This is a genomic window from Roseivirga sp. BDSF3-8 (assembly GCF_041449215.1).
Taxonomy (GTDB): Bacteria; Bacteroidota; Bacteroidia; order Cytophagales; family Cyclobacteriaceae; genus JBGNFV01.
On the sequence record NZ_JBGNFV010000001.1, the window covers coordinates 3,014,771 to 3,030,916 of the forward strand.

The 16,146-nt window shown below is 44.5% G+C and carries 16 protein-coding genes; 3 read left to right on the forward strand and 13 right to left on the reverse strand.

From position 1 onward, the window contains the following. Positions 1-80: 80 nt before the first annotated feature. A complete protein-coding gene (locus AB9P05_RS12550; RefSeq protein WP_371909171.1) occupies positions 81-1,451 on the forward strand; it encodes a cystathionine beta-synthase in 1,371 nt (456 codons plus the stop codon). A 74-nt stretch (positions 1,452-1,525) separates the two neighbouring features. Here AB9P05_RS12550 and AB9P05_RS12555 read toward each other — a convergent pair whose 3' ends face one another. Both AB9P05_RS12555 and AB9P05_RS12560 read right to left on the reverse strand, forming a co-directional pair. Continuing rightward, positions 1,526-2,854, reverse strand: coding sequence for a spondin domain-containing protein (locus AB9P05_RS12555; RefSeq protein WP_371909172.1), 1,329 nt, complete (start codon positions 2,852-2,854; stop codon positions 1,526-1,528). Between the two features lie 96 nt (positions 2,855-2,950). Further along, a complete protein-coding gene (locus AB9P05_RS12560; RefSeq protein WP_371909173.1) occupies positions 2,951-3,619 on the reverse strand; it encodes a hypothetical protein in 669 nt (222 codons plus the stop codon). A 143-nt stretch (positions 3,620-3,762) separates the two neighbouring features. On the opposite strand from AB9P05_RS12560, the gene aceK reads away from it, so the two are divergent. After that, entirely contained in the window at positions 3,763-5,463 is a 1,701-nt protein-coding gene (gene aceK, locus AB9P05_RS12565) for a bifunctional isocitrate dehydrogenase kinase/phosphatase (RefSeq protein WP_371909174.1), read from the forward strand. A 6-nt stretch (positions 5,464-5,469) separates the two neighbouring features. Here aceK and AB9P05_RS12570 read toward each other — a convergent pair whose 3' ends face one another. The 10 genes from AB9P05_RS12570 to rpsT form a co-directional block, all read right to left on the reverse strand. Continuing rightward, positions 5,470-5,736 (reverse strand): PLDc N-terminal domain-containing protein, encoded by a 267-nt coding sequence (locus tag AB9P05_RS12570; protein WP_371909175.1) that lies wholly within the window; start codon positions 5,734-5,736, stop codon positions 5,470-5,472. Positions 5,737-5,926: 190 nt separating this feature from the next. Next, the gene (locus tag AB9P05_RS12575; protein WP_371909176.1) at positions 5,927-6,259 is read right to left on the reverse strand and encodes a hypothetical protein; all 333 of its coding nucleotides are present in this window, start codon (positions 6,257-6,259) and stop codon (positions 5,927-5,929) included. A 228-nt stretch (positions 6,260-6,487) separates the two neighbouring features. Continuing rightward, the gene (locus AB9P05_RS12580) at positions 6,488-7,543 is read right to left on the reverse strand and encodes an IS110 family transposase (RefSeq protein ID WP_371909177.1); all 1,056 of its coding nucleotides are present in this window, start codon (positions 7,541-7,543) and stop codon (positions 6,488-6,490) included. Positions 7,544-7,827: 284 nt separating this feature from the next. Continuing rightward, positions 7,828-9,393 carry a ribonuclease Y gene (rny, locus tag AB9P05_RS12585; RefSeq protein ID WP_371909178.1) on the reverse strand — a complete coding sequence of 522 codons (1,566 nt, stop codon included), beginning with the start codon at positions 9,391-9,393 and terminating at the stop codon, positions 7,828-7,830. Between the two features lie 103 nt (positions 9,394-9,496). Then, complete coding sequence (locus AB9P05_RS12590; RefSeq protein ID WP_371909179.1) at positions 9,497-9,784, reverse strand: cell division protein ZapA; 288 nt, start codon at positions 9,782-9,784, stop codon at positions 9,497-9,499. A gap of 6 nt (positions 9,785-9,790) precedes the next feature. After that, the gene (locus AB9P05_RS12595; protein ID WP_371909180.1) at positions 9,791-10,090 is read right to left on the reverse strand and encodes a hypothetical protein; all 300 of its coding nucleotides are present in this window, start codon (positions 10,088-10,090) and stop codon (positions 9,791-9,793) included. Positions 10,091-10,096: 6 nt separating this feature from the next. Continuing rightward, positions 10,097-12,511: a phenylalanine--tRNA ligase subunit beta gene (pheT, locus tag AB9P05_RS12600; protein ID WP_371909181.1), complete on the reverse strand. Its 2,415-nt coding sequence runs from the start codon at positions 12,509-12,511 to the stop codon at positions 10,097-10,099. 63 nt (positions 12,512-12,574) lie between these two features. Further along, a complete protein-coding gene (locus AB9P05_RS12605; RefSeq protein ID WP_371909182.1) occupies positions 12,575-13,183 on the reverse strand; it encodes a DUF1684 domain-containing protein in 609 nt (202 codons plus the stop codon). Between the two features lie 51 nt (positions 13,184-13,234). Then, entirely contained in the window at positions 13,235-13,939 is a 705-nt protein-coding gene (gene radC, locus AB9P05_RS12610) for a DNA repair protein RadC (protein WP_371909183.1), read from the reverse strand. Positions 13,940-13,996: 57 nt separating this feature from the next. Continuing rightward, entirely contained in the window at positions 13,997-14,248 is a 252-nt protein-coding gene (gene rpsT, locus AB9P05_RS12615) for a 30S ribosomal protein S20 (protein ID WP_371909184.1), read from the reverse strand. A gap of 165 nt (positions 14,249-14,413) precedes the next feature. Here rpsT and AB9P05_RS12620 point away from each other — a divergent pair, with 165 nt between their 5' ends. After that, complete coding sequence (locus AB9P05_RS12620; protein WP_371909185.1) at positions 14,414-15,376, forward strand: zinc dependent phospholipase C family protein; 963 nt, start codon at positions 14,414-14,416, stop codon at positions 15,374-15,376. A 34-nt stretch (positions 15,377-15,410) separates the two neighbouring features. On the opposite strand, the gene AB9P05_RS12625 is transcribed toward AB9P05_RS12620, so the two are convergent. Then, the gene (locus tag AB9P05_RS12625; protein ID WP_371909186.1) at positions 15,411-16,091 is read right to left on the reverse strand and encodes a hypothetical protein; all 681 of its coding nucleotides are present in this window, start codon (positions 16,089-16,091) and stop codon (positions 15,411-15,413) included. Positions 16,092-16,146: the final 55 nt, after the last annotated feature.

Genomic DNA, 16,146 nt, shown 5'->3' on the forward strand with positions numbered 1-16,146 from the left:
ATTTCACAGTTTCTTAAATAGGATATAGAAAGCATTATTTCTAATTTTGCAGCACCAAAAAAACAGCTAAATCCATAAGCATGTGGTATAATTCTATTATTGAGACAATCGGAGATACTCCTCTTATTAAGCTCAACAACGTAACCCAAGGCATCAAAGGTACGGTTCTCGCTAAGGTGGAATATTTCAACCCCGGCAACTCTATGAAAGACCGTATGGCTCTGAAAATGATAGAAGATGCTGAGAAGGAAGGTGTTTTAAAGCCAGGAGGCACTATCATTGAGGGTACATCGGGTAATACGGGCATGGGCCTGGCCCTGGGCGCTATTGCCAAAGGCTACAAGTGTATTTTTACGCTTGCTGATAAGCAATCTCAGGAAAAGATTAATATCCTGCGTGCCATGGGAGCAGAGGTCATAGTTTGCCCTACTAACGTGTCTCCTGAGGACCCGCGCTCATACTACAGTGTGGCCAAAAAGCTGAATAACGATATACCCAATAGTTTTTACCCTAACCAGTACGATAACCTGAGTAACGGAAAAGCACATTATGAAACCACTGGCCCTGAGATATGGGAGCAGACCGAAGGAAAGATCACTCACTGGGCAGCTGGTGTAGGTACTGGCGGTTCCATGTGTGGAGTAAGTAAATATTTGAAGGAGCAGAATTCTGACATTGTTTCAGTAGGCATCGATACCTATGGTTCTGTTTTTAAAAAATATAAGGAAACGGGAGTTTTCGATGAAACAGAAGTCTACCCTTATCTGACTGAAGGTATAGGAGAAGATATTCTTCCTAAAAATGTTGATTTCGACGTGATCGACACCTTTGTAAAGGTTACTGATAAAGACGGCGCTATCATGACCCGTCGTCTGGCTAAAGAAGAAGGCCTTTTTGTAGGTTGGTCCTGCGGATCTGCTGTGCACGGAGCTCTTGAGTATGCCCGTGAGAACCTGAAGGAAGATGATATCATGGTAGTGATCCTGCCAGATCATGGCACCCGCTATCTGAATAAGATTTATAATGATGACTGGATGAAAGATCACGGCTTTACAGATAGTAAGTCCTTTCATACAGCAAAGGATATCATAACAAGTAAAAATGGTAAGAGCCAGCTTTATACTATCTCAAAGGATATGAAAGTAGGTGAAGCCATCAATATTCTCAACCGGGAAGGTATCAGTCAGATGCCTGTTGTGGATGGAGATAATTTTATCGGTAGTATCAATGACCAAAAGCTCCTTCACCAACTGATCGAAAATCCGGAATTACGTGATAAGTCTGTCGGTGAGATTATGGATCAGCCCATGACTTTTGTGGCTCTGGATAACACCATTGATGTGCTGAGCAGCCTTATTGATAAGGAAAGAAAGGCTTTGCTCGTCAGAGACGAAATGAACCGGGTGCATATTATTACTCAGCATGACCTGCTGGTGTCTATGATGAATTAACACCACCTGTAGACAGGTACAAAAAGCGCTCTGCATAAAGCAGGGCGCTTTTTTTATTGCTTGTGATGATACAGCTATATAACCCTTACAGTGATAGTAATGAGGTCAGAAGCACCCGGATACGTAAAGCCATCATTTACCTCTTCAATTGGCTCCGACTCAATGGTACCAGTATCAGGGCCACTTTGCCTTGGAGCCTGATTAGGTCCGGCGCCTGGAAACTCATTTACCTCCGTTCCTGCATCCCAAATCCGGAAACCGGGTGTGACATCTCCTTCTGCGGGACTGCTGCCATTAAATAATGGTAATCCACCTTCACCATAGGCAATGAAAAGGTCATTTGATTGAATGAGCATGGTGGCGAGGTTTAAACGATCACCTGGGGATGCCATAATTGTGAATGAGTAAGACTGTCCTGCGAAAACTGGTCCTGGTGATGAAGCTGAGACTGGTGTGTTAAAAACTCCGTAGGATGATACATCGTTGTTTGTGCCAAGCGCCATGGCGAGCATTGCAGGGTTTCCATCTTCCGCAATAGCTTCCAGGCCATTTCCCTGATCGGTCTGGCCCTCCTCGAATAGTGGCGTGGCACTGCTGTTGTATACAACGTATACGCCTGGAGAAAATGGCGTCACCAGGCCTGTGTTTGCCCTCGTGAAATCACCTAATGCGGCAGGATTGCCATCCTCCGCGATATCCTCTAATCCTTCACTGGCAGGTTCACCTGTGGTGAATAGCTGAACTGCCGGAGAGTGAATAGCGTAAGCCCCAGGAGAAACCGGACCCGGAAGCGTACTATTACCCGAGATATTCTCAATAGTGAGCACAAACATGTTGCTGCCATCATCAACTGCCTGAAGTGATATGGTAACAACACCTTCAATAGAAGGGTAGGTGAAGCCATCGTTTACAGCAGAAAGCTCTGCGACAACTCCATTTTCATCGATGCCAGTATCAGGGCCGTTCTGCCTGGGGGCCTGATTGGGGCCGCTTCCCGGCTCTTCATTGACTTCCGTTCCTGCATCCCAAAAGGTAAACAGGCTTGTTATATCACCTTCTATGGGTGTGCCGTTGTCAAATAACGGAATACCTGTATCACTTTCAGGGGCGATAAAAATATCATTCGTTTGTACCAGCATGGTGGCGAAGGAGAGGTACATGCCTGGAGTAGCGTAAAACTCAAATGAGTACAGTTGTCCCGGTGTTGCCGGTCCGGCTGCTGATTCCCCCACCGGCGTATCAAATATGCCTGACTGGAAAATAGGAAAGGCTGTACCGATGTTGGTAATCGTTACCCTGAATTCGGTTTCCTCAGCATTGCCTGGTATCATTCCAGAATCATCATCATCGTCACAGGCGAGCATGCCTAGTGACAGTGCGGTAATTAAAAAATATCTTTTCATACAGTCCGTAGTTTTGTTTTACCTTTTCAACGGAATGCATAGGGGAAATATGTGGTTTACAGCGTGTTTGGCCATGTTATGTAATGCTGCGGACAATTATCCGGTGTTTTTTTGTCGCCTGGCCGACTTTAGCTTTTGCCGGCGTATAGCGTAAGAGATAAGGGGAGTACCTATGATTGTGGGAAGCAACCAGATTACAATAGAAGGCAGCCAATCAACATTTACAACCAGAAAGGCCGTCCAGGTACTGATATACCCTCCGCCCATTCCGGAAATGTGACTGTATAGCCAATGCTTTTTATCCAAGGTACCCGGACGGAGCTTTTTAGAAAAGGAATACAGCACGCTGAGACCCACTAATCCGAATACTATTGCTACGATACCAAATGAGGCGCCATTGTAGTATTGATAAGCTCCCCAGCCGATAAGACTGATATTAAAGACTAGTGCAATGACGGCGATCAACTCATCCAGCCATTTGTCAGGGTGAGTGTGAGGAATACGCTTATGTCTAAGCGATCTGTAACCTGTTATCACAAGGAAGTAACTGAAAAAGGCGATCATGAACAGGAAAGAAAGCTCCCTTAGAAAAGCAAGAACCACAGCAGATAAGAATACTAAGGTCATTCCATAGAAGTACCAGCGTCCGAAGCGCCTGTGTATCCTGACATTTTTTGTAGTGATTATTGCGCCACAGCCAGCTACCAGCGCTATAGTGCCGCCTGCAATGTGCAGAGTTAGTAGAATTGATGAGAATGTGTCCATATCCTTGGTATTTCAGGTGAAGGTCCTATTCCCAGTGCTTTTATTCTACTAATTCATACCCACTAGTCAAAATATTGCTCCGAATGGTAACCAAATATCTCCGTATGGTTTTACAGTATTCAGATTATGGTTAATTTTTGTCAATGGACAGAGCTCTGGAACGAAGTAAGGCGGACATTTCCGAAAGAGAATGTGAAAGGCAGGCAAGGGTAATTCTTGATGCATTTGTTGAGTTTCATCGTGAATTTATGGTTGAGACTTCTCTGGCTAAAGATCGTTTTGAAAATCGGGACTGGAAGGGGCAGAGGCATGCAACGGCTAAGCGACAGCAACTACACGAAAATCATGTATTGAAACTTAAACGAAGGTGGATTGATGTGGTAGCGGGCTATGATGAACGGCCTTTGCATTGGAAGATGGTAAAAGAGAAATTTGCCGGATTATGTACTGCGGACAGTGGTCCAGATATTTGCCGGACATTTTATAATTCATTTATCCGAAGGCTACTTGGTGGCCAGATAGCCGAACATGAGTTGGTTTTTACTTTTGAAGAAGAGAGTGATGATCAACTAGCCTTTTACTCCTATGACATGCGGGATAAAGAGGCTACTTTTTCCAGTGTTCTGGATTTAGCCGGATTTACCTTGAGCTTTGAGGATAGGGAGAGGGACATCAGATTTCTAATGAATGAAGTCGCCAGCGGTGCCGGTGACCGGTTAGAAATGTGTCCTCATGTGTTTTACAGAAACGTAAGAGCCTATCTGGTTGGGAGGCTAAGGCAAAAAGGACATTTTATCCCGATATTAATTCCCATTGTGCATGGTGAAAAGGGTTTGAAAGTTGATGCCCTCATTACCTCAGAGATCGATTGTCGCGTCATATTTTCATTTACCCGGTCTTATTTCCAGGTAATAGCCTATGACCCTACCCATCTTGTGAACTTCCTCATGACACTTATGCCTAATAAGCAACGAGACCAGCTTTTCATTAATCTGGGCTTTCATAAGCATGGCAAGTCATTATTGTACCAATCCCTGAAGGATCGCCTCAATATGCCAGGGGCTGTTTTTGCTTACCCTCCGGGAATTAAAGGCATGGTCATGGCGGTGTTTATGCTGCAGGGGTATACGCAGGTGTTTAAGGTTATAAGAAATAAGGCCAAGCCTCCCAAAAAAGTGACACGATACGAAGTGATGGCCAAATACCGTTATGTGGCTGAGCATGACCGTGGTGGCAGGCTAGCCGATACCCAGGAGTTTCGTAATCTCATCCTTCCGAAGGATAGGTTTGCCCTTCCTGTTCTGGAGGAGTTACTCAGCGAATGTAGTGAGACGGTGAGAGTAGAGGGTGAAAGTGTTATTTTTTCGCTTGTTTACACAGAGCGGTGGATGATGCCACTGAGTGAGTTCGTTAAAACTGCCCGAGGTCATAAATTGCGTAAGGCATTATTCGAATATGGGGAGGCAATATCAGACCTGGCGATGGCGAACATTTTCCCTGGTGACCTCTTTATGAAGAACTTTGGAATTACCCCTGAAGAACGGGTGATCTTTTATGATTATGATGAGATCATGCCTCTCGGAGAAATGAACTTCAGGTCTATTCCCCAGCAGGAGGGGGGAATGGGAAATTACCAATCAGCCGAACCGTGGTTTGCAGTGGGGGAAAATGATGTGTTTCCCGAGCAATTCCGGAATTTTTTAGTGCCTGATCCTGCCAAGAGGGAGGTTTTTGAAGAGACACATAGCCACCTGTATGACCCGTTATATTGGGAAAACCTACGTAAACGTCACCTTAAAGATGAGTATATAGATATTTGTCCGTACGAAAAACGAAAAGGTTGACCTACTCTATCCTACAGCAGCAGTCCTGCTGGTATGAAGACTGCGGGAGTTACGCCCGGCCATTGCATAAAGTACTACACCCACTACAGGCATGGTGATCACTACAAAGAGCCAAACGGGCTTCTGCAATACCCATTTGAACCTGCTTTTAAAAATGTCTATGACCGCGACCAGGGGAATAAGTATGTATATAATTCCGAACATCAGGTATTCATAGTTCGGCATTACAGCCTGCAGAAAGACTACAGACTCTGAATTAAAGAAAGCGTTCATTTCTTAAAGGTTAGGTTGTTTTTTTTATTTCGCCTGCCCTGGTTGATAGCCTTTAATGCGGACAGCCTAATAAAAAGACAGGTATAAAAAAATTGTACCTGAATAATGCTATAACTTTTTTTCTCTCAAATGTTCCCTTATTGGTAAAAAAAGAAGGCAGTGTTTGCCGACACTGCCTTTCGTTAACTGATTAATCACAAAGATATTCTGCCTGAACATCCCAGCTACGGCTACCGTACCAGGCCTGGCCCTGACCATCGTACGCAGTAACGCTAACCGTATAGGATGAACTTGAGTAATAACTACGCTGAGACGTGACACTCACACAATTAATATTGGATTGACCATTGATATATCCGGAGCCGGATACACGCCAGTAGAAACTAGTCAGATTGGCAAGCGCTGCAGCACAAAAAGTTACTGAAGCAGCACATTCAGGGTCTCCGTCTGCCTCATTGTATGTGGCGGAGATAAGTAAGGTATTATTTCGGTTGGCCACGGCCTCTTCTCCGGGAAATAACAATCCGGCGAAAAGAGCAATGTTAGAGAGGCAAAAATTGAAGTTTTTTTCATAGGTGGTTGAGGTTTAGTTCTTATATAATATACCTTATTTCAGGTAGAGCTGAAAGTTTCGGGCTTATAAAGTGGAAATTGACTATCGATACGGGGTGTCACTGAACATAAAAAAAGGTACTGTTATAGATTCCAAGTTTAATTGGAAAAAAGTATTTTTAAGTCTGAAGGAAGTTCTCTAGTTAGAACTATCCAGTGTAGCTTCGGTCTTTATGGCTGAAGCTACTTCTTTTTTGTACCCTTCAATGTATTCAGAGTCATTCTTCCAAAGTGTGTAGATCAAAGCCAAGAGCTTTCTTTGTATGGCTACCTGGCCAATCATTTTGGATGGTTTTTTCTGAATGATTCTCAGGTAAGTAGATTTTAGGCTTGGGTTGAATCTACAGCTAACCATAGCAGGGAAGTAGAGCGCATTTCTGATATAGCGGTTGCCCTTTTTAGATATTCTAGTCTTACCCTTGATAGAGCTCCCTGACTGCCTTTCTACCACATCATACCCTGCATAGCTTACCACTTGCCTGATGCTTTTAAAATGCTCAAAACCCAGGGTTTCGGTAATAATGGTTGCAACTGTGATGAGGCCTACCCCTTTGATAGTCAAAACCTTTCTAACTTTTTCGTTAAGCTGAGGCTCATTGGCGATAAGTTTTTCAATACTCGTTTTACACACCTGTATTTGCTTATCTATAGTCTTGATCAGGCTACGGTTGCTCTTTAATATGATAGACTGTACCTCATAAGCGGCCTCCTTACTGTGTTTGATATTGTTGAGTGCTGTCTTTGTTTCCTGGAGCTGTACATAATAACGAGTCAGGTTCCTTAGTTCCAGCAATACTGGTGAAGGCGGAGCCCAGATCTTATGTTTCCTTTCCACACCAAAACGGCTAAGAATCTTTGCATCCAAAGCATCGGTTTTAGTCTTTATGTTGAGGCTTGAAAAGTAATGCTTAGAGGTATTAGGAAGCACTACATGCACTGTCTGCTTTAGCTTATGCAAATGATAGGCAAGGTTTTCGTAATAAACCCCTGTAGCCTCCATCAAATACACTGTTTCTACTGAGCTTTTGCATTGCTTCCGCACCCAGCGGAGCAGTTGATTAAAGCCACTTTTGTCATTCTTGAAATGCCTTGTCTCACTGAAGTGATGATCATGAGTATCTTCTAAAAAGCAGATGCATACTGCAAAGGTTGTCTGGGAGATGTCGATACCGACACATTGTTTGATGATAGTCATAGAAAAAGAGGTTAATCGTATTGACTAATTCTTCTTCGTCTATCCTTTTAGTCTTATCCTTGCTCGTTTTTCACGGCATTAAGTACTGTTCAGACTCTAAAGAAACAATGTGTACGGGCCGGTCCTTTTTTACGATATAGCATATAGCTTATCTAGCTGCCTTACGCCTCGTACACCAGGTCAATACTTCATGTTTAACACAAAATACAAACCCTTATTCAATACAGCACCTAAAATAAAAGGACTGCCTTTCGGAAGTCCTTTTCTATCTTAAATTTTTAAACCTATCTGGCGTAGTTCACAGCTCGCATTTCGCGTATTACTGTAATCTTGATCTGCCCGGGATATTGCATGTCATTCTCTATCTTTTTAGAGATATCGAAACTAAGTTGACCTGCACGGTTGTCTGAAACCGATTCTGCATCCACCATTACGCGGAGCTCCCGGCCTGCCTGAATCGCATAACATTTATTAACCCCGTCAAAGCCCAAAGCCAGCTCTTCCAGATCCTTAAGGCGCTTGATATAGCTTTCCATTACTTCTCTGCGCGCCCCTGGGCGTGATCCGCTGACAGCATCGCACGCCTGTATGATGGGAGAAATAAGCGTTGTCATTTCTATCTCATCGTGGTGGGCACCAATGGCATTACATACTTCAGGGTGTTCCTTGTATTTTTTAGCCAGTTCCATACCGAGAATGGCATGTGGCTTCTCCGGCTCCTCCGGCCATACCTTACCAATATCATGAAGCAGACCAGCACGTTTTGCAAGCTTGGCGTTAAGACCCAATTCAGAAGCCATGGTGGAGGCGAGTCTGGCTACTTCACGCGAGTGTTGTAGCAGGTTTTGTCCGTAGCTGGAACGGAATCGCATACGGCCTACCATTTTGATCAATTCCGGATGTAAACCGTGTATTCCAAGGTCGATTACTGTACGTTCTCCTATCTCCACGATCTCCTCTTCTATATTCTTGCGGGTCTTAGCCACAATCTCCTCTATACGGGCAGGGTGTATCCGGCCATCCTGAACCAGGCGATGCAGGGACAGGCGGGCAATTTCTCTCCGTACGGGATCAAATCCAGAGATTATGATAGCCTCAGGGGTATCATCTACAATAATCTCAACTCCTGTGGCAGCCTCCAGCGCCCGGATGTTTCGCCCTTCGCGGCCGATGATTTTCCCTTTAATGTCGTCACTTTCAATATTGAATACCGAGACGCAGTTTTCGATGGCATGCTCGGTGGCTGTCCGCTGGATGGTGTCCAATACCACCTTTTTAGCCATTTTGGTAGCCGAAAGCTTAGCCTCCTCCATGATCTCCTTAATATAGGATGAGGCTTTCGTTTCGGCTTCTTCTTTAAGGGTTTCTACAAGTTGATCCCGTGCTTCGTCTGCTGTCAGGTTAGCTACTTTTTCAAGGGCTCGTACCTGCTGGGATTTTACTTTTTCAAGATCTTCCTTACGCTTGTTAATTATTTCAATCTGCGCAGAAAGATTCTCTTTCATACTTTCGGTTTCCGCTTCTTTTCGTTTTACCTGTTCCATCTGTTTGGACAGGTTGCTATCGCGCTGCTTAAGCTTTTGCTCGTTGCTTAATATCTGGTTTTTCTTTCTGGTTACTTCCTCTTCAAATTCACTTTTGAGCTTAAGGTACTTTTCCTTGGCCTCGATCACCTTTTCTTTTTTCAGAGACTCGGCTTTCATTTCGGCCTCCTGGATAATGAGGCGGGCTTTTTCCTTTATTTCTTCCTCTTCTTTTTTGTAAACCTGCTTTAACAGGTATCGCCCGATCACAAACCCAATGGCCAGGGTGGCCAGGCTTATGATAAGTACTATTGATATATCGTTCATCTTACCGGTAATTATGTATGGGCGGCACTAACAGGTGTGTTGCCATACCGGGCTCTGGCAGAAGGGCGAACGAGAGGGGATGTAGTGGAGGGTTATTAAAAAATCATGGTAAAGCCTTAGAGGCCAACCCATTCAGTTGATTAAGTTTTCTGAGTAAGAAATCCACATCGCCAGTCTGGCCGCTTTCACATTCAAGCTTTTCTACTAAGCAATCAAATGCTACCATGGCCAAAAGGTCTTGTTTATCGTCTATTCCGAAACGTTCTCTATAATGTTTGATTTTTTCGTGAAGTGCCTTTCCAGCCTGTCGTACCTTTTCCTCCTTCTCTGCGCTCACGCGCATAGGATATTCCCGGTCGCAGATTTTTATCTTTATGGAAAGATCACTCATACTATATTACCTTCCCTCATCGCTTATATGGGCGATGCATTTATCTATTTCCCTGATATATTCGTCTATCTGATCTTTAAGCCCGGCTGTATCATTTGTCACTGCCGCATGCTGCACAATTTTACTAATTTTCATTTGATTTTTAAAATGCGCAATCTGCTTCTCCTTTTGGCTTAAATTTTCTTTTAGATCGCTGTTTTCTCCATTCAGACGCTTGTTTTCCTGCCTCAGGCTATTGATTTCGCTTATAAGCAGTCCCATTTTTCTTTCCAGGAGGTTAATCTCCTGATTTAACTTTTCTTTCATGCTCCGTTATTTTCTGATGTGTGCATCGATTTCTTTCTCGAATGCCTTCATCAGCTTGCTCATGGTCTTATCTATCGCCTTGTCATTCAGTGTTTTCTCATTGTCCTGCAGGATAAAGCTCAGGGCATAAGCCTTCTTATTTTCCCCCACTTTATCTCCTTCGTATACATCGAAAACACTGATCTTTCTAAGCAGCTTTCGCTCATACTGCTCGGCAATCTTTCTAATCCGGTCAAAGCTTACAGACTTGTCTATCACCAGGCTTAGGTCGCGTCTTACTTCAGGGAATCGCGCTACCTCTTTGTACTTCAGTGGCTTACCAGTCTGTTTCATCAGGTAGCCCCAGTCAAATTCGGCGTAAAACACAGTCTGAGATACCTCAGCCTGCTTGGTCGTCTTCTTGTTCAGCTTACCTAATGTAACGATTTCTTTGCCATTTAGCGAGTGCTTAAGGGCATAGTCGAACTGCCCTTCGTGAAATGCCTCACTGTCAGCAGGCTGAATACCAAACCGGCCCAGTACCTTATTAACTATACCGGAAAGGTCATGAAAGGTAACCTCTTCATTTCCGGACAACCAGTTTTCCGGAGCCTTCTTACCTGTAAGCCAGATAGCCAACTGCTCCTTTTCCTTGTATTTTCCTTCGGTTTTACGATAAACCTTACCAAACTCAAACATAGCAAGATTGCGCTGGCGATGATTGATATTTCGGGCCAGGGACTCGAGCCCGCCATACACCATGCTCTGACGCAATACTCCCAGGTCTTCACTCAGCTTATTAAGCATTGCCACACTCTCATCGCCGTTAAGCTGAGGATTATTATCCGCATAGGCTGGCTTGGTCAGTGAGTTGTTTATAATCTCATTAAGGCCGCTGCCGGATAGTATCTCGCGAATCTGTTGTTTGACCTTATGACTGGGAAAAGTCTCAAAATCGCTTAGGAAGTTGCTTCCCACCGTTTCGGGAAGAGCAATATTATTGAAGCCGTATATTCTGATAATCTCTTCGACAATGTCAGCCTCCCGGGTTACATCCACGCGATAAGGAGGCACGATAGCAGTAAAGCCAGTTTCTGTTTCTTCTTCCACCTTAATATCGAGCCACTCAAGGATAGACTTGATTTTTTCATTGGGTAGCTGCTGCCCGATCAACCGGTGTACATTCTTGTAGGTTACCGGTACGCGAAAATCCTGGATCGGATCAGGGTACACGTCCACAATTTCAGATGAGATCGTGCCTCCAGCTACCTCCTTTACCAGTAGGGCAGCTCTTTTTAAAGCATATACTGTAATATTAGGGTCTGTACCTCTTTCATAGCGGAAGCTAGCGTCCGTTTTAAGCCCATGGCGCATGGCCGTTCTTCGAATATGGTCGGGAGAGAAGTAGGCGCTCTCAATGAAAATGTTACGGGTAGTGTTTTTTATCCCGGAGCCTAGTCCGCCAAAAACACCCGCTATCGCCATTCCTTCCTCAGCATTGCTTATGATGAGGTCTTCACCGCTGAGCGTTCTTTCCACGCTATCAAGAGTGGTAAACTTCGTGCCTTCAGGCATGTTTCTCACTACGATTTTTTTCCCCTTGATCTGATCAGCGTCAAACGCATGCAAAGGCTGGCCCAGTTCGTGGAGAATGTAGTTAGTGACATCGACGATATTATTTAGCGGGGCAAGCCCGATTGACCTAAGCCGTTCCTGGAGCCATTCGGGGCTTTCTTTTACCTCCACATTAGACACAGTAATGCCTGTGTACCGAGGACAGGCATCTTTATTGTCTATCACCACCTCAATAGGGTAGTCTGTGTTTTCTACCTTAAAAGCCTCTACGGAAGGTTGCTTAATGTCACGATGGTGCAGTGCCTTTATGTCCCGGGCTACACCCAGGTGAGATGCGGCGTCTGCCCGGTTTGGTGTAAGGCCTATTTCTATTACCGTGGTCTTCTCAATATTGAAGTATGTTGCTGCAGGTGTACCATTTGGCATATCTGTTTCCAATACCATAATGCCATCGTGGTCGGTGCCGAGATTCAGTTCATCTTCTGCACATATCATACCTTCGGATACCTCACCTCTGATCTTTGATTTCTTGATCTTAAAAGGCTCGCTTCCGGCAGGGTAAAGCATTGCGCCTACAGTAGCCACAGCTACTTTCTGGCCAGCGGCTACATTAGGTGCTCCGCATACAATCTGTTTAGGTTCAGAATCACCTACATCCACCGTTGTCACCCGCAGTCGGTCGGCATTGGGGTGACTCTTACAGGTAAGCACTTCACCTATGACCACTCCGCGGAGGCCTCCAGGCACACTGTCAGTTTCTTCCACTCCTTCCACCTCCAGACCTGTGTCTGTAAGTTGGTCGGCTATTTCTTCATTGGTTTCTTGAATGTCTACGAGGTCCTTGAGCCAATTAAGTGATATTTTCATGGAGTATGTCGAATGCTAATTTGAAGATGGTACGGTTTAAGCCGGTAAATTACACTTTATTCATCAGTAATCCTTTTCGCCGGCACGGATAGGGATATTTAGTGTGTTTTCAGGAGGAGGAAAAGGACAACTGTAGCCTTCCACGTAGGCACAGTATGGATTATACGCGAGATTAAAATCCAGTGTAACTGACTCGCCCGCCGGCCTTGTCAGATCGAGGTACCGGCCTCCCCCGTAAGTTTCTCTGGCGCTGGTGGCATCAGCAAAGGCCAGGAATAATTCATCAGGATCATCCTGTACTTCCAGCAGCAATAATTGTTGTGGTTTGCCGTCTATTTCAAAGCGCGCATAACCAAACTTACGGTAGGTTTGCTCCGCGCCGTCAGAGGTAGGGAGGGTAATTTCCTGATTTCCGCCGATAGGAGTCACCTTAGCCCGTACTTTATAGGTAAGGTCAGGTTCATAGTAGTTCAGCCCCTTAAAGTTTTTTTTATCCTCTTCATCCAGTGGGGAGTCCTCATTATATAGTAAAAACCGTTCTGATTTTTTTCTCTCCTCACTGATTGTCTCAGCGTAGGCCTGAGGGTCCTGGGAGGTATTGAAGCCGTAAATGATAATGATCAGTACGGCGACACCCAGTAGGGTTAACAGTAGTACGTTGCGGTTCCTCATATTTTCCGAAACTATTTTTCAAATATACAAGGATGCAGTAAAAGGGACAGGTCACGGCATGATATCTTCGTCCAGAAAACTGTAGTAGCGGTGATTGGTAAAAATAATGTGGTCGGCTACCTTAATATCCAACAAGTTACCTGCCTGAGATAGCTTGCGGGTTATAGCAATGTCTTCCTTGGACGGATTGACGTTTCCTGAGGGGTGATTATGCACTAAGATTATAGTACTGCAAAGCTCGCTTATAGCTTCTTTAAAAATAACGCGCGGATCCACGCTTGTCTGATCGACACCCCCCTGACTAATAAGAGACTTTTTTACTACAAAGCCTGCCCGGTTCATCATGATCACCCAGAACTGTTCCTGGGACTGATCGGCTAGCAGGGGCCAGATGATGTCATAGGCATCACGGCTGCACCGGATTCTTGGTTTACTCTCAGGGCTGTTTTCTCTTCGTCGTCTGCCCAGTTCCAAAGCTGCAATGATAGAGATTGCCTTAGCTTCGCCAATACCTTTGAACTTCATCAGATCCCTGACAGATAGCTTTCCAAGCTTGTCAAGGCTGTTTTCAGATCCTTTCAGAATGTTTTTTGATAGATCCAGAGCGCTTACTCCAGCTGAACCGCTTCCTATAAGAATGGTTAGCAGCTCAGCATCTGAAAGAGCCTCTTTGCCTTTCAGTAATAGCTTTTCACGCGGGCGGTCTTCTTCTGCCCAGGTATATATCCCGGTAGGGCCTTTTTGTTCTTCTTTCATAGCATAAAAAAAGCCCTACTTCCGTAAGGCTTTCCTTAAAGTCTTATTCAAAAAGAATTACAGGCTATTTACATACTTAGCCAGCTTCGACTTGTTGTTGTTAGCCTTATTCTGATGGATCACGTTCTTCTTAGCAAGCTTATCAAGCATTCTGGAAACCTTAGTGAAAAGGTCTTGTGCTTCAGACTTGTCGGTTGTGTTTCTCAGACGCTTAATAAAAGTGCGAGTTGTCTTGGCCTGGTAGCGGTTCCTAAGACGCTTCGCATTGTTAGATCTGATCCTTTTAATAGCAGATTTATGATTTGCCATTTCTATATATTTTCAGGTACGCTTGATCTCAGAATTTTAGGTCTGCAAAGTTAGGATTTTATTTCAACCTATCAAACCCGGGCTAAAAAAAATTACTCCTAACTGTCTGGTATGGCTTGCCAATCACGCGGTTTCGCTTTTAATTCGCCATTTCAAACCAGCAAAATGAAAAAAATCTTATCAATTCTTCTGGTAATGATAGGGGCAGCCCCGGCCATGGGATGGGGGTTTATGGCCCATCGCAAGATAAATCATCAGGCGGTATTTTCCTTGCCTCCTGAATTATTTGTGTTTTACAAACGACACATCCGCTACATAACAGAGAATGCGGTAAACCCTGATCAAAGGAGGTATGCAGTGGAGTGGGAGGCTCCCCGGCATTTCATTGATCTTGACAAATATGGAGATAGTGCGGCCCATAAGTTGCCCCGGTACTGGAAAGAAGCCGCAGAGCTGTATGGAGAGGATACGCTCAATGCTCATGGAATTGTCCCCTGGCATATCAACAGGATGTATTATCAATTGAAAGAAGCTTTTGAAAATAATGATGCCCGGGCCATCCTCAGGCTTTCTGCCGACGTCGGGCATTATATAGCAGATGCCCATGTTCCTCTCCACACCACTAGTAACTACAACGGGCAGCTAACCGGACAGCATGGTATACATGGCTTTTGGGAAAGCCGGCTGCCAGAGCTTTTTGCAGAGGATTATGATTTTTTTGTGGGTAAGGCAGATTACCTGATGAATACCCAGGAAAGCGCATGGCAGGCTGTTATAAGTGGCAATGAAGCGCTTGATTCAGTTCTTTTATTCGAAAAGGAGCTAACCATGACTTATGGTGACGAAAAGTATAGCTATGAGGAAAGAGGTAGTGCTATAGTAAAAACCTACAACCGTAATTTTAGCACACGATACCATGAGGCTCTGGCCGGTCAGGTAGAGAGACAAATGCAGGCTAGTATTAAGCTGGTGGCTGACATGTGGTACACTTGCTGGGTGGATGCTGGCCAGCCTGATATGGGAGCAATAGCAGGTTTCGAGTTTTCGGAAAAGGAGAAGCATGAAGAAGAGGAGAGAAAAAAGTCTTGGCTAGAGGCGGTTATTTTTGGTAGGGAACATGAGCATTAAAATAAAGCCCGGTTATTCACCGGGCTTTATTTTTTTAGAATTCTATGATGTTGTGCAAGGTGGTGGTATCGCCTTCCCTGAAGGGGTGAATTGAGTGGGTGACTGTTTTTCTGTCGGGTGATAGCATGACCGTCTGATTACTGACATTTTGCACAGGCTTTTCAAACGTGTATATGGTGGTGTAGGTAAAGTCATCCATAAATGAGCCTCCGCTAAGGTCAATTTCCTCACCATCCTTGGCGTCCTTCAGGGCTTCTTCCAGGTTCTGGTATTCAAACCTCTCCAGGCGGCCATTTTTAAAGCTGAAAAAGTCCAGATCAACAGGTTCGCCATCTTTTTTGATATCAAAGGTCGCATTCATTGCCTTATTCAAGGCATCAATGTCTTTAAAGTCAAAACTCAACCCGAAATGGAAGTTTTCCTCATCTTCAATAGGCTTGATATTGCTGATGCCTCTGATCCTGGATAGTTTCTCATTTGTTTCGTTAAATCCGTCTTTAATCTCCTCTTTGGGGCTGCTTTTAGCATCTTCCGATTCTTCACTCATGGCATCCATCATATCAATGAAGGATTTCAGGCGGCCTAGATCTACAGTAAACTGGTAGGTTCCGGATCCATCGCGATTAAAGTGCGCTTTTTCTTCCAGTTCAAAGCAGCCTGTGAAGCCAAACAGGGCCACCAGGGAAAGGAGGTAGGGCAATAATTTACGTTTCATCTCGGTTCAATTCATTTCTAATAGTTACGGAGTCACTGTTGCAAATAGTGTTCCA